A 22,615-nucleotide genomic window follows, 5' to 3' on the forward strand; every position below is an offset into this window, starting at 1 on the left:
GTCACGACGTCCAGATGCCGGTGATGTCCTTGGCGGAGGCCGCGTTGCCCGCGTGCGTGGTCAGGCCCTGGGTGTCCTCCAGGGTGCGCAGCAGGTCGTAGTGGTTGTAGGTGGTGGCGGAGCTGGAACCCGGCGTGACCGGCTGGCCGTACAGGACGGTCGCGATGCGGTTGCCGCTGAGCCGGTTGTCCTCGTCGAAGGTGACGACGAGCAGGCTGTTGTGGGTCTTGGCCCAGGTCGCGTAGGCGCCCAGGTTGTTCTTCAGCCAGCTGTCACCGGTCGACACTGAGCAGTCGTGCATGTCGCTGCACAGGTCGGGGACGACGAAGGACATCTGGGGCAGCGTCGAGAAGTCCGTCGGGAACTGCGCGAACGTCCTGGCGGTGGAGGTGGGGACGTTGCTGAAGCCGAACCACGGGTTGTGCTTGCGGGCGTAGCGGCCGCTGCTGCACGTGGTCGAGCCCTGGCTGGGCAGGGTCTCGTTGTAGCTGGCCCAGGTGCGGCCGGCGGCGAGCTGCTCGGAGGCGAGGTTGCGGGCGGACGAGAAGCCGGGGGTGTAGCAGCCGTCGTCCGTGATGCCCTGGGTGGATCCGGAGAACAGGGCGAAGTAGTTCGGCTGGCTGGGGTGGGTCTCGGCGAAGAACTGGCTGAGGTTGGCGCCGCCGGTCTTGAGCGAGTTGATGTACGGCGCGCTGGAGGAGCCGATGACCTGGCTGTAGGCGTGGTTCTCGAAGACCACGACGACCACGTGGTCCGGGGACGGTACGGCGCCCGCGGCGTGCGCGGACTCGTCGCCGAGGCCGGTCCACAGACCGATCGCTGCGGCGGCGAGGGCCACGCCGGACGCCAGGACGGCGCGGGCTCGGCGGTACACGGAACTGCCGGACACATCAACCTCCGGGATGCGGGGAAGGACGGTACTGGCGGTGCTTGCCGAGCATGCGCATGCCAACAATCCCCTCCCCGACGGCACCCGCCCGGCCGGATGAAGACCACATGAACTGCTCTACCCGGAGCACCACCGCCGCGCCCCGACACCCCCACCGTCACAGAGCCCCCGCGGGCGAGTGCGGTTAGGCTCCTGGCAGGACGGCTGTGAGGCGAGGGGAGGGCGCGGATGGCGCCGGGGCGTAGGAGCAGTACCTTCACGCGGCTGCTGCGGCACGGCTTCACCGACCCCTCCGCCGCCGAGCGGCTCCTCGACGGCCCCGAACTGGCCGCCGTGCGCGACGACCCCGTCCTGCTGGAGGCCCTCGGCGCCACCGCCGACCCCGACCTCGCCCTGCACGGCCTCGTCCGCCTCCTGGAGGCACAGGACGGCCCCACCGCGCACCGCGAACTGCTGGACACCCTGATAGCGGCCAAACCCCTGCGCGACCGGCTGCTCGGCGTGCTCGGCGCCTCCGCCGCCCTCGCCGACCACCTCGCCCGGCACCCCCGCGACTGGGAGGCCCTGGTCACCTACGAGCCCCGTGACCTGCACCCGGGCGTGGAGGAGTTCGAGCGCGGCCTCGCCGGGGCCGACGACCCGGTCTCCCTGCGCGTCGCCTACCGCCGCTGCCTGCTGTCCATCGCCGCCCGGGACGTCTGCGGCACCACCGGCGTCGTCGAGACCGCCGCCGAACTCGCCGACCTCGCCACCGCCACCCTGCGCGCCGCCCTCGCCCTGGCCCGCACGTCCGCGCCCGAGGACGCCGCGCTGTGCCGGCTCGCCGTGATCGCGATGGGCAAGTGCGGCGGCCACGAGCTGAACTACGTCTCCGACGTGGACGTCATCTTCGTTGGCGAGGCCGCCGACGGCGCCGACGAGAGCAAGGCGGTGCGCGCCGCCACCCGGCTCGCCTCGCACATGATGCGGATCTGCTCCGAGACCACCGTCGAGGGCTCCATCTGGCCGGTCGACGCCAACCTCCGCCCCGAGGGCCGCAACGGCCCCCTCGTGCGCACCCTCAGCAGCCACGTCGCCTACTACCAACGCTGGGCCAAGACCTGGGAGTTCCAGGCCCTCCTCAAGGCCCGCCCGGTCGCGGGCGACGTCGAACTCGGCGCGGAGTACGTCGCCGCGCTCGCCCCCCTCGTCTGGCAGGCCGCCGAACGCGAGAACTTCGTCCCCGACGTGCAGAAGATGCGCCGCCGCGTCGTCGAGAACATCCCCGCCGCCGAGATCGACCGCGAACTGAAACTGGGCCCCGGCGGCCTGCGGGACGTCGAATTCGCCGTCCAGCTCCTCCAGTTGGTGCACGGCCGCACCGACCGCTCGCTGCGCAGCGGCACCACCCTGGACGCCCTCCAGGCCCTCGCCGCCGGCGGCTACGTCGGCCGCGCCGACGCCGGCCGGCTCGACGACGCCTACCGCTTCCTGCGCTCCATGGAGCACCGCCTCCAGCTCTACCGGCTGCGCCGCACCCACCTCGTCCCCGAGGACGAGGCCGACCTGCGGCGCCTCGGCCGCTCCCTGGGCCTGCGCGCCGACCCGGTGACCGAGCTGACCCGCGAATGGAAACGGCACACCGGGGTCGTACGCCGGCTGCACGAGAAGATCTTCTACCGGCCGCTGCTCGACGCCGTCGCCCAACTCGCCCCCGGCGAAGCCCGGCTGAGCCTCGAAGCGGCCCGCGAACGACTCGTCGCCCTCGGCTACGCCGACCCCGCCGCCGCCCTGCGCCACCTGGAGGCCCTGGCCTCCGGCGTCACCCGCAAGGCCGCCATCCAGCGCACCCTGCTGCCCGTCCTGCTCGGCTGGTTCGCCGACTCCGCCGACCCCGACGCGGGCCTGCTCAACTTCCGCAAGGTCTCCGACGCCCTCGGCAAGACCCCCTGGTACCTGCGGCTGCTGCGCGACGAGGGGGCCGCCGCCGAGAACCTCGCCCGGGTGCTGTCCGCCGGCCGCCTCGCCCCCGACCTGCTGATGCGCGCCCCCGAGGCGGTCGCCCTCCTCGGCGACGGGGACGGCAGCAGCGGCGGCGACGGCCGCGGCGGACTCGCACCGCGCGGCCGGGCCCCGCTGGAGCAGGAGATACTGGCCGCCGTCGGCCGCGCCGCCGACGTCGAGCAGGCCGTCACCGCGGCCCGCGGAGTGCGCCGCCGCGAACTGTTCCGCACGGCCGCCGCGGACATCGTCGCCTCCTACGGCACCGAGGCCAGCCCGGTCGAGGCCGACCAGGGCGCCCTGGTCGACCGTGTCGGCGCCGCCGTCTCCGACCTCACCGCGGCCACCCTCGCCGGCACCCTGCGCGCCATCGTCCACGACGGCTGGGGCGACACCCTGCCCACCCGCTTCGCGGTCATCGGCATGGGCCGCTTCGGCGGACACGAACTCGGCTACGGCTCCGACGCCGACGTCCTGTTCGTGCACGAACCCCGCGAGGGCGCCGACGAACAGGAGGCCGCGAACGCCGCCAACCGGGTCGTCGCCGAGATGCGCCGCCTGCTCCAGCTCCCCAGCGCCGACCCGCCGCTGCTCGTCGACGCCGACCTGCGCCCCGAGGGCAAGTCCGGACCCCTGGTGCGCACCCTCAAGTCGTACGAGGCGTACTACCGGCGCTGGTCCCTGGTCTGGGAGTCGCAGGCGCTGCTGCGGGCCGAAGCGGTCGCCGGGGACGCGGACCTGGGCCGCCGCTTCATCGAGCTGATCGGGCCCCTGCGCTACCCCGCCGAGGGCCTGGGCGACGAGGCCGTGCGCGAGATCCGGCGCCTCAAGGCCCGCATGGAGTCCGAGCGCCTGCCGCGCGGCACCGACCCCAAGCTGCACACCAAGCTCGGCCCCGGCGGCCTGTCCGACGTCGAATGGACCGTGCAGCTGCTCCAGCTGCGGCACGGCTGGGCGGAACCCGGCCTGCGCACCACCCGCACCCGCGAGGCGCTGGCCGCCGCCTGCGCGGCCGGGCTGCTGTCCGGCGAGGACGCGGCCGTGCTCGACGAGGCGTGGGTGCTCGCCACCCGGGTCCGCAACGCGGTCATGCTGGTGCGCGGACGCGCCGGCGACACGTTCCCCACCGACCCCCGTGAACTCGCCGCCGTCGGCCGCTACCTCGGCTACACCACGGGCCACGCGGGAGACATGCTCGACGCCTACCGCCGTACGGCCCGCAGGGCGCGCACGGTCGTGGACGAGCTGTTCTACGGGGCGTGAGCCGGCCCTACCGGACGGGGACCGGCGCCGGCCGCGCGGGCACCGGACGCGGCAGGGCGTACGGGAAGGCGCCGTGCCACACGCGGGAGACCGTGAAGCCGAACGCCAGACAGAGCAGGCCGCCCGCCGCGTCCAGCCAGAAGTGGTTGGCCGTGGCCACGATGACCAGCAGGGTCGCGACGGGGTAGAGCAGGCCGAGGACCCGCACCCAGGGCACCGAGGCCAGCGCGAAGAGCATCAGACCGCACCACAGGGACCAGCCGATGTGCATGGACGGCATCGCCGCGTACTGGTTCGACATGTGCTTGAGGTCGCCCGAGGCCATCGAACCCCAGGTGTGGTGGACCGTCACCGTGTCCACGAAACGCCCGCCGTTCATCAACCGCGGCGGCGCGAGGGGATACAGGTAGTAACCGACCAGCGCCACACCGGTCGTGGCGAACAGGGCCAGCCGTGCCGCCGCGTACCGCCCCGGATGCGAGCGGTACAGCCACACCAGCACCCCGAGCGTCACCACGAAGTGCAGGGTCGCGTAGTAGTAGTTCATCCCGACGATCAGCCAAGTCACCGAGTCGAAGGATCGGTTGACCGAGTCCTCGACGGCGATCCCGAGGTGCCCCTCCATGCGCCAGAGCCAGTCGGCGTTGCGCAGCGCAGCGCCCCGCTGCTCCGGCACGGCGTTGCGGATCAGCGAGTACGTCCAGTAACTCACCGCGATCAGAAGGATCTCGAACCACAGCCGGGGCCGCCGGGGGGCGCGCAGCCGGCCGAGCGGAGTCCGCCGGGCCCCGCCCGTGACGGGCCGCGGAAGGTCCGGCTGTTCGCGACCTTCCGGCTCTGTCACGGTCGAGTCACTCATAGGCACAGAGTCTGCCAGAAAAGGTTTCTCCGACAGATCATCCCAAGGTCGGGTCCGGCCCGCATGTTCTACGACGAGCGGACGATCCACCCGTCCCCGGGGCGCTCAGGGGCGCGTTGCCCCGCTCTCAGGGGCGCGTGCGCTCCCCGGGCGCGGACGCCGTCGACCCGCGCACCACCAGCTCCGGCATGAACACGAACTCGCTGTGCGGCGCGGGCGTGCCGCCGATCTCCTCCAGCAGCGTGCGCACCGCCGCCTGCCCCATGGCCGGCACCGGCTTGCGGATCGTCGTCAGCGGCGGGTCCGTGAACGCGATGAGCGGGGAGTCGTCGAAGCCGACCACCGACACGTCCGTCGGCACCTCCAGACCGTGCTGCCGCGCCGCCCGTATCGCGCCCAGCGCCATCATGTCGCTGGCGCACACCACCGCCGTGCAGTCGCGTTCGACGAGCGCCGACGCGGCCGCCTGACCGCCCTCCAGCGTGTACAGCGAGTGCTGCACCAGCTCCGTCTCGACGGTTCGCGGGTCCAGACCCAACTGGTCCCGCATCGCCCGCACGAAGCCCTCGATCTTGCGCTGCACCGGGACGAACCGCTTGGGCCCCAGGGCCAGTCCGATCCGGGTGTGCCCGAGCGACACCAGATGTGTGACCGCCAGCGTCATCGCCGCCCGGTCGTCGGGGGAGATGAAGGGCGCCTGCACCTTCGGCGAGAAGCCGTCGACGAGCACGAACGGCACGTCCTGCGCCCGCAGTCGCTCGTAGCGCTGCATGTCGGCCGTGGTGTCCGCGTGCAGCCCCGAGACGTAGATGATGCCGGCGACCCCGCGGTCCACCAGCATCTCCGTCAGCTCGTCCTCCGTCGACCCGCCCGGGGTCTGGGTGGCGAGCACCGGCGTGTAGCCCTGGCGGGTCAGCGCCTGCCCGATGACCTGCGCCAGAGCCGGGAATATCGGGTTCTCCAGCTCCGGGGTGATCAGGCCCACCAGGCCCTCGCTGCGCTGCCGCAGCCGCACCGGACGCTCGTAGCCCAGGACGTCGAGCGCGGCGAGCACGGACTGGCGGGTGGTGGCGGCGACGCCCGGCTTCCCGTTGAGGACGCGGCTGACGGTCGCCTCGCTCACCCCCGCCTGCGCCGCGATGTCGGCGAGCCGTGTGGTCACGGCACCGGACTGTACCGGCCGCGCCTCCCGTTGCCCACCGACGGGACGCCGTGCGCGCGCGGCCCCGCGGCCCGCTGCCGATCGCTGCGTCATGGCGCTCCCTCGTTTTCGTCGCGGCAAAACCTTGCAGAGTCTTGCACAACTGTTCCCCATGCCGCCCAGCGGCTTCAATACCAGGCTTCGCGGGGGCCGACGATACGTCACGGTCCGGTAACCGATGAGATCCCTTGCACTTTTTTTCTGCAAGGTCTTTCGCCGCGCTTGCATCGCTGTTACGTTCCCTGTCGCCCGGCCGTCGCAACGGCGCAGTCGGCAAGTCGGTGGGCCGGCGGCGGGACCGCCTGCCACGACCCGGGCATTCACCCTCAAGGAGAACTCATGCGGCGTGGCATAGCGGCCTCCGCGCTGGTGGCATCCCTCGCCCTCGCGGCGACGGCGTGCGGCGGCAGCGACAGCGGCAGCGGCAAGGCGGACGGCCCGGTCACCCTCACCTGGTGGGACACCTCCAACGCCACCAACGAGGCGCCGACGTACCAGGCCCTGGTCAAGCAGTTCGAGGCCGCCCACAAGGACATCAAGGTCAAGTACGTCAACGTGCCCTTCGACCAGGCGCAGAACAAGTTCGACACCGCCGCGGGCTCCAAGGGCGCCCCGGACGTGCTGCGCTCCGAGGTCGGCTGGACGCCGGCCTTCGCGAAGAAGGGCTACTTCCTGCCGCTGGACGGCACCGAGGCCCTCGCCGACCAGGCCAAGTTCCAGCCCAGCCTGATCACGCAGGCCCAGTTCGACGGCAAGACGTACGGCGTGCCGCTGGTCACCGACACCCTGGCGCTCGTCTACAACAAGGCCCTCTTCCAGAAGGCCGGCATCACCGAGGCCCCCAAGACCTGGGACGAGCTGAAGTCCGACGCCGCGAAGATCAAGGACAAGACCGGCGCCGACGGCTACTGGGGCTCCACCCAGGCGTACTACGCGCAGAGCTTCCTCTACGGCGAGGGCACCGACACCGTCGACGCCACCGCGAAGAAGATCACCGTCGACTCCGACGCCGCCAAGAAGGCCTACGGCACCTGGCTCGGCCTCTACTCCGGCAAGGGCCTGCACAAGGCGGACACCACCGCCGACGCCTACGCCCACATCCAGGACGCGTTCGTCAACGGCAAGGTCGCCGCGATCGTCCAGGGCCCCTGGGAGATCACCAACTTCTACAAGGGCTCCGCCTTCGCGGACAAAGCCAACCTGGGCATCGCCCCCGTCCCGGCCGGCTCCACCGGCAAGGCGGGCGCCCCGACCGGCGGCCACAACCTCTCCGTGTACGCCGGCTCCGACAAGGCGCACCAGGAAGCGGCCCTGAAGTTCGTCAACTTCATGACCTCGGCGAAGTCCCAGGAGACCATCGCCCTGAAGAACTCCACGCTGCCCACCCGCGAGGACGCCTACACCGCGCAGGTCAAGGCCGACCCGGGCATCGCCGGCTACCAGGGTGTGCTCTCCGCCGCCCAGCCGCGCCCGGCCCTGCCCGAGTACAGCTCCCTGTGGGGCCCGCTGGACACCGAGCTGCCGAAGATCGCCGGCGGCAAGGAGAGCCTGGACAAGGGCCTCGCCAACGCCGAGGTCGCCATTCAGAAGCTGGTCCCGGACTTCAGCAAGTAAGCCCCGCGTGGCCGTCGGATCCCCCGGGAAGCGGGGGGAGGGATCCGGCGGCCACCGGCCTGCGCACGGCCCCACCCCCCCGTTGAACCTTCCGAAGGTGTCGAACCATGACAGTCGCCATCGACCGCGCGACCGGCAAGCGCCGCGGTGACCGCGCCCCCCGCCCCGGGCTCGGGCAGCGCCTGAAGCACGGGTACCAGCGCCACTGGTACGCCTACGCCATGATCGCCCCGGTCGTCGTCGTGCTCGGCGCGCTGGTGATCTACCCGCTGGTGTACGGCCTCTACCTGACGCTGACCGACGCCAACAGCCTCAACACGGCGCGCACGATCGGCGTCAACCACATCGACGCCACGTACAAGTTCATCGGGCTCGACAACTACAAGGACATCCTGTTCGGGCCGACGGCGTACGACCGCTTCTGGTCGCACTTCGTCTGGACGATCGTGTGGACCGCGCTGTGCGTCGCCCTCCACTACGTCATCGGCCTCGGCCTCGCCCTGCTCCTCAACCAGAAGCTGCGGGGCCGCACCGTCTACCGGCTGATCCTGATCCTGCCCTGGGCCGTGCCCACCTTCGTCACCGTCTTCGGCTGGCGCTTCATGCTCGCGGACGGCGGCATCATCAACTCCGCGCTCGACGCCCTCCACCTGCCGACGCCGCTGTGGCTCGAGGACACCTTCTGGCAGCGGTTCGCCGCGATCATGGTCAACACCTGGTGCGGTGTGCCGTTCATGATGGTCTCGCTGCTCGGCGGACTCCAGTCCATCGACTCCACCCTGTACGAGGCCGCCGAGATGGACGGCGCGGGCGCCTGGCAGCGCTTCCGCCACATCACCCTGCCCGGTCTGAGGTCGGTCGGCTCGACCGTCGTCCTGCTGGGCATCATCTGGACGTTCAACCAGTTCGCCGTCATCTTCCTGCTGTTCGGCAACACCGCCCCGGACGCGCAGATCCTGGTGACCTGGGCCTACTACCTGGGCTTCGGACAGCAGCCGCGCGACTTCGCGCAGTCGGCCGCCTACGGCATCCTGCTGCTGGCCGTCCTGATCGTCTTCACCTCGTTCTACCGCCGCTGGCTGAACCGCAACGAGCAGCAGCTCGCGATCTGAGGCAGGAGTTCCCATGAGCACGACCACCGCCGAACCCTCCGCCCCGGTGACCGGACCGCGCCCGGCGGACACCCGCCGCACCGTGCGCCGCCGGGGCGAGCGAAGCCGCGCCGCCTCCCTCGCCTCGCACGGCGTGCTGATCGTCGCGAGCCTGATCGCGCTCTTCCCGATCGTCTGGCTGGTCTTCCTGTCCCTCGGCCCGGACAAGGACGACTATCTGCACCCGGGCGGCATCTGGAAGAAGATGACGTTCGACAACTACGCGTTCGTCCTCCAGCACACCGCGTTCTTCGACTGGCTGAAGAGCTCGCTGATCGTCTCGCTTGGCACCACGCTGATCGGCGTCCTCGTCGCCGCGACCACCGGCTACGCCGTCTCCCGCATGCGCTTCCCCGGCTACCGCAAGCTCATGTGGGTCCTGCTGGTCACCCAGATGTTCCCGATCGCCGTGCTGATCGTGCCGATGTACCAGATCCTCTCGGACCTCCAGCTCATCGACAGCTACCTCGGCCTGATCCTCGTCTACTGCTCGACCGCGGTGCCCTACAGCGCCTGGCTGCTCAAGGGCTACTTCGACACCATCCCGTTCGAGATCGACGAGGCCGGACGCGTCGACGGACTGACCCCGTTCGGCACCTTCTTCCGGCTGATCCTGCCGCTCGCCAAGCCGGGCCTCGCGGTCGCCGCCTTCTACAACTTCATCACCGCCTTCGGTGAGGTCGCCTTCGCCTCGACGTTCATGCTGGACGACAGCAAGTACACCTTCGCCGTCGGCCTCCAGAGCTTCGTCAGCGAGCACGACGCCCAGCGCAATCTGATGGCGGCCACCGCCGTACTGGTCGCGATACCCGTGTCCGCGTTCTTCTACCTCGTGCAGAAGAACCTGGTGACCGGCCTGACCGCCGGTGGAACCAAGGGCTGACCGCCGGTTCGGCCCGGTTCGACGCCGGCCCACCCGACCCATTTGACTCTCCTCATGAACCCGATTCCGTTACGCAGCAAGGACGCCATGAGCCAGCACTCCGCCGACCCGGCACCGGACTCCGCCCTCGCCACCGTCGCCCAGCACCGCGACTGGTGGCGCGACGCGGTGATCTACCAGGTCTATCCGCGCAGCTTCGCCGACAGCAACGGCGACGGCATGGGGGACCTGGAGGGCGTACGGTCCAGACTCCCGTACCTGCGCGACCTCGGTGTGGACGCCGTGTGGCTCAGCCCCTTCTACGCCTCGCCGCAGGCCGACGCCGGCTACGACGTGGCCGACTACCGCGCCGTCGACCCCATGTTCGGCAGCCTCCTGGACGCCGACGCGCTGATCCGCGACGCCCACGGGCACGGCCTGCGGGTCATCGTGGACCTGGTCCCCAACCACTCCTCGGACCAGCACGAGTGGTTCAAGCGGGCGCTCGCCGAGGGCCCCGGCTCCCCGCTGCGCGAGCGCTACCACTTCCGCCCCGGCAAGGGCGACAAGGGCGAACTCCCGCCCAACGACTGGGAGTCCATCTTCGGCGGCCCCGCCTGGACCCGGGTCACCGAGCCCGACGGCACCCCCGGCGCGTGGTACCTGCACCTCTTCGCCCCCGAGCAGCCCGACTTCAACTGGGACCACCCGGCCGTCGGCGACGAGTTCCGCTCCGTCCTGCGCTTCTGGCTGGACATGGGCGTGGACGGCTTCCGCATCGACGTGGCGCACGGCCTGGTCAAGGCCGCGGGCCTGCCGGACCTCGGCTCCCACGACCAGCTGAAGCTCCTGGGCAACGATGTCATGCCGTTCTTCGACCAGGACGGCGTGCACGCGATCTACCGCCAGTGGCGCACGGTCCTCGACGAGTACGTGGGGGAGCGGATTTTCGTCGCCGAGGCGTGGACGCCGACCGTCGAGCGGACCGCCAACTACGTCCGCCCGGACGAGCTGCACCAGGCGTTCAACTTCCAGTACCTGAGCACCGCGTGGGACGCCGAGGAGCTGCGCGCCGTCGTCGACCGCACCCTGGAGGCCATGCGCCCGGTCGGCGCCCCGGCCACCTGGGTGCTGTCCAACCACGACGTCACCCGGCACGCCACCCGCTTCGCCAACCCGCCCGGCCTCGGCACCCAGATCCGGCTCGCCGGCGACCGCGCGCTGGGTCTGCGGCGGGCGCGGGCGGCCACCCTGCTGATGCTGGCGCTGCCCGGCTCGGCGTACGTCTACCAGGGCGAGGAGCTGGGCCTGCCGGACGTCGTAGACCTGCCCGACGAGGTCCGGCAGGACCCGGCCTACTTCCGCGGCGAGGGCCAGGACGGCTTCCGCGACGGCTGCCGGGTGCCGCTCCCGTGGACCCGGGAGGGCTCGTCGTACGGCTTCGGCAGCGGCGGCAGCTGGCTGCCCCAGCCGTCGGCCTGGGCCGAGCTGAGCGTGGAGGCGCAGCAGGGCGTGCCGGGGTCGACGCTGGAGCTGTACCGCTCGGCGCTCGCCGTCCGCCGCGAGCGGCCCGACCTGGGCGCGGGCGAGTCGGTGGAGTGGCTGACCGCTCCCGAGGGCGTCCTGGCGTTCCGGCGCGGGGAGTTCGTGTGCGTCGCCAACACGACGGGCGCGCCGGTGAGCGTTCCGGCGTACGGGCGGGTGCTGCTCGCCAGCGGCGCGGTGACCGAGGCGGACGGCGCGACGGAGGTGCCCGCCGACACGACGGTCTGGTGGACGACCGCCTGACCCCTGGCTGACCCCGGTTTGACCCCGGTCTGACCCCGGGCTGATCTCCGCCCGGTCTCCGCCCGGCCCCGGCCTGGTTTCTGCTCGGCCCCGCCGGGCCCTTGGCGACTTCTCGCACCAACTTCACGCGGCCCGCTGCCTTTTCAGGCGGCGGGCCTCTAACATCTGCGTCACCGCAAGGTGGTGAAAGTTTTCAGCAAGCGCCTTCAACGACGAAGGAACACCGACATGGCACGCAGGACCCTCTCGGGCGCGCTCGCCCTCATGGCCGCCGCTTTTGTCATGAACCCGACGGCCGCACAGGCGTCCCCGCCGGGCACCAAGGACGTCACGGCCGTCCTCTTCGAGTGGAAGTACGCCTCCGTGGCCCGCGAGTGCACCACCGCGCTCGGCCCCGCCGGCTACGGCTACGTCCAGGTCTCCCCGCCCGCCGAGCACATACAGGGCTCCCAGTGGTGGACCTCGTACCAGCCGGTCGGCTACCGGATCGCCGGGCGCCTCGGCGACCGGGCCGCGTTCCAGAACATGGTGAACACCTGCCACGCGGCCGGGGTGAAGGTCGTCGTCGACACCGTGATCAACCACATGTCGGCGGGCAGCGGCACCGGCACCGGCGGCTCCCCGTACTCCAAGTACGACTACCCGGGCCTGTACTCGTCCTTCGACTTCGACGACTGCACCGCCCCGGTCTCCGACTACCGGGACCGCTGGAACGTCCAGCACTGCGAACTGGTGGGCCTCGCCGACCTGGACACCGGCGAGGACTACGTCCGCCGGACGATCGCCGGGTACCTGAACGACCTGCTCTCGCTCGGTGTCGACGGCTTCCGCATCGACGCCGCCAAGCACATCGACAGCGCCGACCTGGCCGCCGTCAAGTCCCGGCTGACCAGGCCCGGAGCCTACTGGAAGCAGGAGGTCATCTACGGCGCGAACGAGGCGGTCCAGCCCACCGAGTACACGGGCAACGGCGACGTCCAGGAGTTCCGCTACGCCTACGACCTCAAGCGCGTCTTCACCGGCGAACGCCTCGCCTACCTCAAGAACTACGGTGAGGGCTGGGGCTACTTGAGCAGTTCCGTGGCAGGCGTCTTCGTTGACAACCACGACACCGAGCGCAACGGCTCCACCCTCAACTACAAGAGCGGCGCCGCCTACACGCTGGCCAACGTCTTCATGCTGGCCCACCCCTACGGCGCCCCGGACATCAACTCCGGCTACGAATGGACCGACCCGGACGCCGGACCGCCGGCCGGGGGCACCGTCGACGCCTGCTGGCAGAACGGCTGGAAGTGCCAGCACGCCTGGCCCGAGATCAGGTCCATGGTCGCCTTCCGCAACGCCACCCGCGGCCAGGGCGTGACGGACTGGTGGGACAACGGCTTCCAGGCCATCGCCTTCGGCCGCGGCGCCAAGGGCTACGTCGCCGTCAACCACGAGTCCTTCGCGGTCGGTCGCACCTTCCAGACGTCCCTGCCCGCGGGCACGTACTGCGACGTGCAGGGCAACAGGACCGTCACGGTGGACTCCGGCGGCCGGTTCACGGCCACCCTGGCCGCCGACACGGCCCTCGCCGTCTACGCGGGCAAGTCCGCCTGCTGAAAGTTCTTTCCGGCCGTTTCACGACTCTTGCAGCAACCGTTTCGCGGGCGGTACGGTCGCGCGAGCCCGGACCCGCACAGAGCCGCAAGCGCCAACAGAGCCGTCAGCGCAAGGAGTCCACGTCCGTGATACCGAGATGGCCGGCGCCCAGACGCCGTACCGCCCACGCAGGCCGAGTCGCCGCGGTCACCATGACCGCGCTGGCCGCGGCACTCGTCCAGCCCCTCGCCGCCCGGGCGGCCGCACCGCCCGCGCCCCCGTCCGACGCCCGGCTCGCCGCCGAGCCGGCCCGGCACGACAGCACGCGCGAGCAGTTCTACTTCGTTCTGCCGGATCGTTTCGCCAACGGTGACCGGGCCAACGACCGCGGCGGACTGACCGGTTCCCGCACGAGCACCGGCTACGACCCCACCGACAAGGGCTTCTACCAGGGCGGCGACCTCAAGGGCCTCACCCGCCGGCTCGACTACATCAAGGGACTCGGCACCACCGCCATCTGGCTCGCCCCGATCTTCAAGAACCGCCCGGTGCAGGGCACCGGCGTCAACGCCTCGGCCGGGTACCACGGTTACTGGATCACCGACTTCACCCGCGTCGACCCGCACTTCGGGACCGACGCGGACCTGAGCACCCTGATCTCCACGGCGCACGCCAAGGGCATGAAGGTGTTCTTCGACGTCATCACCAACCACACCGCCGACGTCGTCGACCAGGACGGGGCGTCCCACGACTACCTGTCCAAGGGCGCCTTCCCGTACCTGACCGAGGACGGCAGGCCCTTCGACGACGCCGAGTACGCCGACGGCACGCGGACGTTCCCGGCCGTCGACGCCGACTCCTTCCCGCGCACCCCACGGGCCACGAGCGCCGACAAGGTCCCGGCCTGGCTCAACGACCCGTCGATGTACCACAACCGGGGCGACTCGACGTACGCGGGCGAGTCCACCACCTACGGCGACTTCTCCGGCCTCGACGACCTGTGGACCGAACGCCCCGAGGTCGTCGACGGGATGGAGAAGATCTACGAGCGCTGGGTGCGGGACTTCGGCGTCGACGGCTTCCGCATCGACACCGTCAAGCACGTCGACATGGAGTTCTGGACGCAGTGGGCGACCGCGCTCGACCGGTACGCCGCGGCCCACGGCCGCAAGGACTTCTTCATGTTCGGCGAGGTCTACTCCGCCGACACCTCGGTCACCTCCCCGTACGTCACCCGGGGCCGCCTGGACGCCACCCTCGACTTCCCCTTCCAGGACGCGGCCCGCGCCTACGCCTCCCAGGGCGGCAGCGCCCGGCGGCTCGCGGACGTCTTCGGCGACGACTGGAAGTACACGACCGACAAGGCCAACGCGTACGAGCAGGTCACCTTCCTCGGCAACCACGACATGGGCCGCATCGGGTACTTCCTGAAGCAGGACGACCCGGGCGCGAGCGACGCCGAGCTCCTGAGGAAGGACCGGCTCGCCAACGAGCTGATGTTCCTCAGCCGCGGCAACCCCGTCGTCTACTACGGCGACGAACAGGGCTTCACCGGCTCCGGCGGCGACAAGGACGCCCGCCAGACCATGTTCGCCTCCACGGTCGCCGACTACCTCGACGACGACGAGATCGGCACCGACCGCACCCGGGCGAGCGACGCCTACGACACCGCCGCCCCGCTCTACCGGGACATCGCCGCCCTCGCGAAGCTCCGCAAGGCCGAACCGGCCCTCACGGACGGCGTCCAGACCGAGCGCCACGCGGCCGACGGCCCCGGCGTCTACGCCTTCACCCGCGCGGACGCGCGCACGGGCGCCGAGTACGTCGTCGCCTTCAACAACGCGGACGACCCGAAGTCCGCGACCTTCACGACCGGTTCGGCGGACATGGCCTACCGGGGCGTCTACGGCACGACCGCCACGGTGCGCTCCGGCGCCGACCGCGAGGTCACCGTCACCGTCCCCGCCGGATCCGCCGTCGTCCTCAAGGCGGCCGGACGCCTCGCCGAACCCGCCACGGGGCCGGCCCTCACCCTGAAGGCCCCCGAGGCCGGCGCCACCGGAACCGTCGAGCTGTCCGCCGACGTCGACGGGGCACGGCTCGACCGGGTGGTCTTCGCCGCCCAGACCGGCAACGGCCCCTGGCGGGTCCTCGGCTCCGCCGACCACGCCCCCTACAAGGTCACCCAGACCATCGGCGGGGACGTACCGCCCGGCACCGCCCTGCGCTACAAGGCGGTCGTCGTCGACCCGGCAGGCCGCACCGCGAGCGCCACCGCCACCAGCACCACCGGCACCCCGCCCGCGCCCGAGGTCCCCACCGCCTCCTCCCGGGACCACGTGGTCGTCCACTACAAGCGCGCCGACGGCGACTACACCGACTGGGGCCTGTACGCCTGGGGCGACCTCGCCGACGGCGAGGCCACCACCTGGCCCGCGGGCCACCCCTTCACGGGCCGCGACGCGTACGGCGCCTTCGCCTGGGTCCGGCTGAAGCCCGGCGCCTCGAACGTGGGCTTCCTGGTCGTCGACAAGGACGGCACCAAGGACGTCTCCGCCGACCGGTCCATCGACGTCACCCGGACCGGCGAGGTCTGGATCGAGCAGGGCAGCCCCGACGTCCGCACCGAGCGGCCCGGGTATCCCGCCCAGGACCCCACCAGGGCGGTCCTCCACTACCACCGCGCCGACGGCGACTACGACGGCTGGGGACTGCACGTCTGGACGGGCGCCGCGCACCCCACCGACTGGTCGAACCCCCTGGAGCCGGTGAAGACTGACAGCTATGGCGCTGTCTTCGAGGTGCCGCTCACCGAGGGTGCCACCAGCCTCGGCTACATCGTCCACAAGGGCGACGAGAAGGACCTGCCCACCGACCAGTCCCTCGACATCAAGACCGACGGACACGAGGTGTGGCTGGTGAACGGCCAGGAGGAGCACCTGCTCCCACAGCCCGCGGGCAGCGCCGCCGCACTCGACCTCGGCACGTCCAGGGCCGTCTGGATCGACCGGGACACCGTCGCCTGGAACGGCGCCGAGGGCGCCGCCTCCACCCAGCTGCTGTACTCGCGCGACGGCTCCATCACCGTCAAGGACGGTGCCCTGACCAGCGACGACGAACGCTGGCTGCGACTGACGCGGACCACGCTCACCGACGCCCAGAAGGCCGGGTTCCCGCATCTGAAGGACTACACCGCCTGGTCCGTCGACCCGCGCGACCGCGACCGGGTGCGCGAGGCGCTGCGCGGTCAGCTCGTCGCCTCCCAGCGCGCGGCGAACGGCGCCGTGCTCGCCGCGACCGGCGTCCAGATCGCCGGAGTGCTCGACGACCTGTATCCCGGCGCGACCAAGGCGGAGCTCGGGCCGGTCTTCCACCACGGCAGGCCGACCCTCGCCGTGTGGGCGCCGACCGCGCGGAGCGTGGCCCTGGACCTCGACGGAACCGTGCGGGCGATGCACCGCGACGACACCACCGGCGTCTGGTCCCTCACCGGCCCCGCCTCCTGGAAGAACAAGCCCTACCGGTACGTCGTCGAGGTCTGGGCGCCCAGCGTCCGCAGGATCGTCACCAACGAGGTCACCGACCCCTACTCGCTCGCCCTCACCGCGAACTCCGAGCGCAGCCTGGTCGTCGACCTGAAGGACGGGTCCCTCGCCCCGGGCGGCTGGTCGACCCTCGTCAAGCCGAAGGCCGTACCGCTGAAGGACGCCCAGATCCAGGAGCTGCACGTCCGGGACTTCTCCGTCGCGGACAAGACGGTCCCGGCGCAGGACCGGGGCACCTACCTCGCCTTCACGGACAAGGACGGCGACGGCTCGAAGCACCTGCGCGAGCTGGCGAGGGCGGGCACCTCGTACGTGCACCTGCTCCCGGTCTTCGACATCGCCACCATTCCCGAGCGCAGGGCCGACCAGGCCACCCCCGACTGCGACCTCGCCTCCCACCCCGCCGACTCCGACGAACAGCAGGCGTGCGTGGCGAGGACCGCCGCCGGGGACGCCTACAACTGGGGCTACGACCCGTACCACTACACCGTCCCCGAGGGCTCCTACGCCACCGACCCCGACGGCACCGCGCGCACCCTCCAGTTCCGCCGGATGGTCAAGTCCCTCAACGAGGACGGCCTCCGCGTCGTCATGGACGTCGTCTACAACCACACGGCGGCCGGCGGCCAGGCCGCCACCAGCGTCCTCGACCGGATCGTGCCCGGCTACTACCAGCGGCTCCTCGCCGACGGCAGCGTGGCCGACAGCACCTGCTGCGCCAACACCGCGACCGAGAACGCCATGATGGGCAAGCTCGTCGTGGACTCGATCGTCACCTGGGCCAGGGAGTACAAGGTCGACGGCTTCCGCTTCGACCTCATGGGCCACCACCCCAAGGCCAACATCCTCGCCGTCCGCAAGGCCCTCGACGCGCTGACCCCGGGGAAGGACGGCGTCGACGGCAAGAAGATCATCCTGTACGGGGAGGGCTGGAACTTCGGCGAGGTCGCGAACGACGCCCGGTTCGTGCAGGCCACCCAGGCCAACATGGCCGGCACCGGCATCGCCACCTTCTCCGACCGGGCCCGCGACGCGGTGCGCGGCGGCGGTCCCTTCGACGAGGACCCCGGTGTGCAGGGCTTCGCCTCCGGCCTGTACACCGACCCCAACTCCTCGACGGCGGGCGGGAGCGCGGCCGAGCAGAGGGCCCGGCTGCTGCACTACCAGGACCTCATCAAGGTCGGCCTGAGCGGCAACCTTGCGGGCTACCGCTTCACCGACAGCGCGGGCGAGGACGTCACCGGCGCCGGCGTCGACTACAACGGCGCACCCGCCGGCTACGCCGAGGAACCCGGCGACGCCCTCGCCTACGTCGACGCGCACGACAACGAGTCCCTGTTCGACGCCCTCACCTACAAACTGCCCAGGGACACCTCCGCCTCCGACCGGGCCCGGATGCAGGTCCTCGCCATGGCGACGGCCGCCCTCTCGCAGGGTCCGGCGCTCTCCCAGGCGGGCACCGACCTGCTGCGCTCCAAGTCCCTGGACCGCAACTCCTTCGACAGCGGCGACTGGTTCAACGCCATCCACTGGAACTGCGCGGACGGCAACGGCTTCGGCCGCGGACTGCCCATGGCCGCCGACAACGCCGCCAAGTGGCCCTACGCCAAGCCCCTGCTGGGGTCGGTGCGGGTCGGCTGCGAGCAGATCACGGGGGCCTCGGCGGCCTACCGGGACCTGCTGCGCATCCGTACGACGGAGCCCGCGTTCTCGCTCGGGACGGCCGCGCGGGTCCAGGAGCAGCTGTCCTTCCCGCTGTCGGGCACGGCCGAGACACCGGGTGTGATCACCATGCGCCTCGGTGACCTGGTCGTGGTCTTCAACGCCACCCCGCAGCGGCAGGAGCAGCGGATCGGTGCCCTCGCCGGGACCCCGTACCGGCTGCACCCGACGCAGTCGGGCGGTGCGGACGCGGTGGTGAGGACCTCCTCGTACGCGGCCGGCACGGGCACCTTCACCGTCCCGGCGCGGACCGTCGCGGTGTTCACCCGGGCGGCGACGTAGGGTCGGGCCGACGCCGTACGAACAGGAGTGCTCATGCCGCAGATCACCGTCGACCATTCCCGCACGCTGACGCCCGCCTTCGACCGCGAGGGCTTCGTGCGGGCGCTGCACAAGGCGGCCGTGGAGATCGCGGCGGCTCGGCCGGAGGCGTGCAGGACGCAGTTCCGGTCGAGCGAGCTCACCGCGCTCGGGTACGAGGAGCCCGGTGCGCACGGGCACACGGACGTGCACATCACCATAGGTCTCCTCGTCGGCCGCAGCGAGGAGACCAAGGCCCGGCTCGTCGAGACCGCGCTGGACCTGCTGCGCGAGCACGTCACGGACGACGGGTCCGTGCTGCACGCCTCCGCCGAGGTCCGCGAACTCGACGCGTCCTACCGGTCGTTCACGCGTTAGCCCGGGGAGACGTCAGCCGGGGGAGACGTCAGGACGACAGCGCGAGCAGCCGGCCGACGAGGTTCGTGAAGACACCGTCGGCCGGTTCGTCCTTCACCATCCCGCGTACGATCTCCGCCATCTCCTCGTCGTGGGCGGCGCTGACCGCGGCGAGCGCCGCGAAGTCGTGCACCAGCTTGACCTCCAGCTCGGCGCGCGGAACGTGCCGGCCGTCCAGCCAGATCAGCGCGGTCGACTCGGCCAGCGAGATCCACGAACGGATCACCATTTCCAGCCGCGCGGGCGGGTCCGTGACCTCCAGGTGCGACAGGATCTGCTCGTAGGCGGCCTGCCGCACCGAGTGGATGAGCGCGTTGGTCGCCGAGGAGCCGACCGCCGGACCACCGCGCATCAGCGCCGAGAAACCGGGCCCGTGCTCGTCCACGAAGTCGAAGAACCGGCGCATCACCCGCAGCAGACGGCCCCCGAGCGGTCCCTCGTGCGGCTCCCGGAAGCGGTCCGCCAGGTCCTCCGCCGCACGCTTCAACGCGGCCTCGTACAGGCTGAGTTTGCCGGGGAAGTAGTGGTAGACCAGCGGGCGCGAGATGCCCGCGGCCGACGCTATCTCGTCGATCGAGACATCGTCGGGCGAACGACGGCTGAAGAGTTCGAGGGCGACGCCGATCAACTGCTGCCGCCGTTCCTCGACTCCCATCCTGCGACGAACCCCGGTAGTCATGCGAACACCTTACCGATCTGTTCCGACCCGTAACGGACCGGACCGGAAGCGGTGTTCACCCGGTTCCGTCATATTGTCAGACATGCCCTAGTGGAGGCCGTTCACCTGGGTACCGTCCTTCAGCGTGCCGGTCAGCTCCGCGCGGGCGCCCTGCTTCGCCCGTACGGCCAGTCGGCCGCCCCGTGCCGACGCGGTGACGCCGCCGGTCGTGCGGATCGACGCCGTCTCCCTGTCGCCCGTCGCCAGCAGGTACCAGCTCCCGGTGCCCGACTTCCACAGCACCCCGGCCAGCACGTGCGGATCGCGCGGGCCGCACGCCGTGGCGTCGGCGCCCTTCGCGACGACCGCCCCGACCGGCCCGCCCGGCGTGTGGAACTGGGCCAGCGACAGCGTGCCGTCCCCCCGCCAGGTCTCCGCCCTGGTGCACACCCAGGACGCCGTGCCGCCCGCCTCGGGCAGCTCCTGGTCGGCGTACGACCACGCGTTGACGCTGCTCACACCGGCCAGCCGGGAGGCGGACAGCGAGCAGGCGAACGGCGCCCAGGCACGCAGCCCCGCCGCTCCGGACGCCTCCCCGGCCGCGCCGGGCCGTCCGGCGGTGAGGTGCGCGGGCATCAACTCACCCAGGTCGGTGGCGAGTCGGGTGCCGGACGCGGTGGTCAGCTGGAGCACGTTCCACGAGGTGCAGGAGCCGGGCCGGGGCGCCGGGGCGGCCAGCGGGGCGGTGACGCCGTCGGTCAGATCGAGGTCCATCGCGCCCGCGTCCGGCTTCAGCAGGTCCCGCTCGGCCGCCTTCGTCACCCAAGGAGCCGTCAGATAGCGGAGGTTGCCGTCGGAGCGGCCCAGCACCAGCGCGCTCGCCCCGGTGCCGGTCGCGCCGTCGGCACGCGCGAGGTCGAGGGCCGCGCCCGCGTCACCGCTCCTGGGCTCGGCGTAACGGGCGATGCGCAGACCGTCGTGCAGGATCACCACGCGGGCGTTGTCGACCTCGCCCGCGTACAGCAGTTGGGGCGGTCCCGCGGGGCCGCCGGTCTGGGTGCCGGGGGTCGCCGAGACCCGCACGGAGCCGCCGGGCCGGGCCCAGACGGCCAGCGCACGGCGCAGCAGCGTGGAGTCCTTGGTGAGGGGGCCGCGCGCGGGCCAGACGGAGAAGTCGGTGCGGGCCGAGGTCTCCCAGGCCGTGGGGGCGATCCTGACCAGCCGGCCGGGGTCGAGGGCGGCCTCGGCCGCCGGGTTCTGCGCGTACGCCGGAGCGGCGGCGCCGTCCGGGCCCCAGCCGCCGCCGGGCAGCGCGACGAGCACCCCGCACACCGCGAGCGCGGCGACCGCGGCGAGCGCCGCCCTGGTGTGCTGCCGGCGCCGCATCAGGTCGGTGGGCCGGACCTGGAGCGAACAGGCGTCGAACTCGGGGGAGCCGAGCAGCCCGTACTGCATGGGCACGCCGTTCGCCTCGGCGAGCGCGGCGCCCGGGTCGGCGGCGCCGGCGGCCTTGAGGACCCGGTGCACATCGGTGTCCGGGAGCCCTTCGAGGCCGCGCAGCACGTACGCGGCGCGGGCGGCGCCGGTGAGGGCCGACAGCCGCTGGTCCAGGGCGAGTTCGTCGGCGCCGCCCGAGCGCGGGAACAGCCGCAGGCCCCACACCTGGGGGAGCAGCGGCGGCAGTTGGGCGCGCTTGGGCCAGGCCGTCGGCCGCAGCGGCAGGTTCGCCTCCAGGGCCGTCCGCACCACCTGGAGGCGGACGAACGCGTACCCCGGGTCGCCGTCGCGGCCCGTCGACTGGGCCGGGATCGCGGCGGCCCGGCCCCGGCCCCGGGGCAGCGCGCGCTGGACGAGGGCGTGCGCCGCCAGCACCCGGCGGCTGCGGCCGAGGCCGGGCGGCAGCACGAGGTAGGCGAGCCGGACGAGCCGCGGATAGTGCTCGACGAGCGCGGCCTCGGCCTGCTCGACGTCGACCACCGAGCCCGGGGCTGCGGCGGAGGTGGACGCGTGACGGTGGGCTACACCCTGTGGCTGCACGTCCGTGAGAACGAGCGAATGCCCGGTTGGTCACCGCCGCCCGGGTGACATGACCGGGTGGGATGGGCGGGTTCGCGGGACGGACGGAGCCATGGGCCCGCGCCGGGCGGATCGAGAGCCACCGGTGAGGCCACCGGCCCGCTGGATTTGAGCGCGGCGGGGGCGGGCGCCGTATCGAAGGGCGGGCCCCGCGCCGGGGCTCCGTGCGGCATGCTTCTCGCCACCAGGACCGGAGGAACAGATGAGGGTGACAACGGGCGCAGTGGCCGTGCTGGCGCTGGGAATGGCGCTGGTGGGCTGCGGTTCGGGCGGCGACACCAAGACGGTGCCGCCCACGGCCACGGGCAGCCTGGAGAGCCTGGCCGCCGAGGTGAAGTGCCGGCCGGACATCCAGACCGACGCCGACGAGATCCGCCAGGCCATCTGCAAGAACACCGACGGCAAGTTCGTCCTCGCCACGTTCGCCACCGACCGCGGCCAGCGCGAGTGGATCAACGACGCCAAGGACTACGGCGGTTTCTACCTCGTGGGCCGCAAGTGGGTGGCCGTCGGCGACGACGGCGTGGTCCAGGCGCTGCGCGGCACCCTCGGCGGCGACGTCGAGATCGGCACCGACCACCACGCGCACACCGGCTGACGCCGTGCGGCGCACGAACGAGAAGCGGGGGGGGGGGGGGGCCCCCCCCCCCCGCCCGGCGGGGGGGGGGGGGGCCGCGGCCCGGGGACCCCCGGTGGGGCCGTTTGGGTG

General features: G+C 71.9%; 14 protein-coding genes. 9 read left to right on the forward strand and 5 right to left on the reverse strand.

Annotated elements, in window-relative coordinates; genetic code table 11:
• Window position 1 precedes the first annotated feature (1 nt).
• Window positions 2-889 carry an alkaline phosphatase family protein gene (locus tag AB0F77_RS37655; RefSeq protein ID WP_361957543.1) on the reverse strand — a complete coding sequence of 296 codons (888 nt, stop codon included), beginning with the start codon at window positions 887-889 and terminating at the stop codon, window positions 2-4.
• A gap of 228 nt (window positions 890-1,117) precedes the next feature.
• Between AB0F77_RS37655 and AB0F77_RS37660 the strand changes: the two genes are divergently transcribed.
• Window positions 1,118-4,132, forward strand: a complete 3,015-nt coding sequence (locus tag AB0F77_RS37660) for a bifunctional [glutamine synthetase] adenylyltransferase/[glutamine synthetase]-adenylyl-L-tyrosine phosphorylase (protein ID WP_361957546.1) — start codon at window positions 1,118-1,120, stop codon at window positions 4,130-4,132.
• Between the two features lie 7 nt (window positions 4,133-4,139).
• On the opposite strand, the gene AB0F77_RS37665 is transcribed toward AB0F77_RS37660, so the two are convergent.
• Both AB0F77_RS37665 and AB0F77_RS37670 read right to left on the reverse strand, forming a co-directional pair.
• The gene (locus tag AB0F77_RS37665) at window positions 4,140-4,991 is read right to left on the reverse strand and encodes a phosphatase PAP2 family protein (protein ID WP_361957549.1); all 852 of its coding nucleotides are present in this window, start codon (window positions 4,989-4,991) and stop codon (window positions 4,140-4,142) included.
• Window positions 4,992-5,118: 127 nt separating this feature from the next.
• Window positions 5,119-6,153, reverse strand: coding sequence for a LacI family DNA-binding transcriptional regulator (locus AB0F77_RS37670; RefSeq protein ID WP_361957552.1), 1,035 nt, complete (start codon window positions 6,151-6,153; stop codon window positions 5,119-5,121).
• Window positions 6,154-6,531: 378 nt separating this feature from the next.
• On the opposite strand from AB0F77_RS37670, the gene AB0F77_RS37675 reads away from it, so the two are divergent.
• From AB0F77_RS37675 to AB0F77_RS37705, 7 genes are all read left to right on the forward strand, one after another.
• Window positions 6,532-7,806, forward strand: a complete 1,275-nt coding sequence (locus AB0F77_RS37675) for an extracellular solute-binding protein (RefSeq protein ID WP_361957555.1) — start codon at window positions 6,532-6,534, stop codon at window positions 7,804-7,806.
• 107 nt (window positions 7,807-7,913) lie between these two features.
• Window positions 7,914-8,918, forward strand: coding sequence for a sugar ABC transporter permease (locus tag AB0F77_RS37680; RefSeq protein WP_361957558.1), 1,005 nt, complete (start codon window positions 7,914-7,916; stop codon window positions 8,916-8,918).
• 13 nt (window positions 8,919-8,931) lie between these two features.
• Window positions 8,932-9,840, forward strand: a complete 909-nt coding sequence (locus AB0F77_RS37685) for an ABC transporter permease subunit (RefSeq protein ID WP_361957561.1) — start codon at window positions 8,932-8,934, stop codon at window positions 9,838-9,840.
• An 87-nt stretch (window positions 9,841-9,927) separates the two neighbouring features.
• Window positions 9,928-11,607, forward strand: a complete 1,680-nt coding sequence (locus tag AB0F77_RS37690; protein WP_361957564.1) for a glycoside hydrolase family 13 protein — start codon at window positions 9,928-9,930, stop codon at window positions 11,605-11,607.
• Window positions 11,608-11,835: 228 nt separating this feature from the next.
• Window positions 11,836-13,209: an alpha-amylase family protein gene (locus tag AB0F77_RS37695; protein ID WP_361957567.1), complete on the forward strand. Its 1,374-nt coding sequence runs from the start codon at window positions 11,836-11,838 to the stop codon at window positions 13,207-13,209.
• Window positions 13,210-13,334: 125 nt separating this feature from the next.
• Window positions 13,335-18,737 (forward strand): pullulanase-type alpha-1,6-glucosidase, encoded by a 5,403-nt coding sequence (gene pulA, locus AB0F77_RS37700; RefSeq protein WP_361957570.1) that lies wholly within the window; start codon window positions 13,335-13,337, stop codon window positions 18,735-18,737.
• Window positions 18,738-18,770: 33 nt separating this feature from the next.
• The gene (locus AB0F77_RS37705) at window positions 18,771-19,133 is read left to right on the forward strand and encodes an isomerase (protein ID WP_361957573.1); all 363 of its coding nucleotides are present in this window, start codon (window positions 18,771-18,773) and stop codon (window positions 19,131-19,133) included.
• A 28-nt stretch (window positions 19,134-19,161) separates the two neighbouring features.
• Here the strand turns inward: AB0F77_RS37705 and AB0F77_RS37710 are convergent, their stop codons facing one another.
• Both AB0F77_RS37710 and AB0F77_RS37715 read right to left on the reverse strand, forming a co-directional pair.
• A complete protein-coding gene (locus tag AB0F77_RS37710; protein ID WP_361957576.1) occupies window positions 19,162-19,851 on the reverse strand; it encodes a TetR/AcrR family transcriptional regulator in 690 nt (229 codons plus the stop codon).
• Between the two features lie 87 nt (window positions 19,852-19,938).
• Window positions 19,939-21,867: a hypothetical protein gene (locus AB0F77_RS37715; RefSeq protein WP_361957579.1), complete on the reverse strand. Its 1,929-nt coding sequence runs from the start codon at window positions 21,865-21,867 to the stop codon at window positions 19,939-19,941.
• Between the two features lie 241 nt (window positions 21,868-22,108).
• Here AB0F77_RS37715 and AB0F77_RS37720 point away from each other — a divergent pair, with 241 nt between their 5' ends.
• Complete coding sequence (locus AB0F77_RS37720; protein ID WP_361957582.1) at window positions 22,109-22,504, forward strand: hypothetical protein; 396 nt, start codon at window positions 22,109-22,111, stop codon at window positions 22,502-22,504.
• Window positions 22,505-22,615 lie beyond the last annotated feature (111 nt).

Source organism: Streptomyces sp. NPDC026672, from assembly GCF_040638185.1.
Classification (GTDB): Bacteria; Actinomycetota; Actinomycetes; order Streptomycetales; family Streptomycetaceae; genus Streptomyces.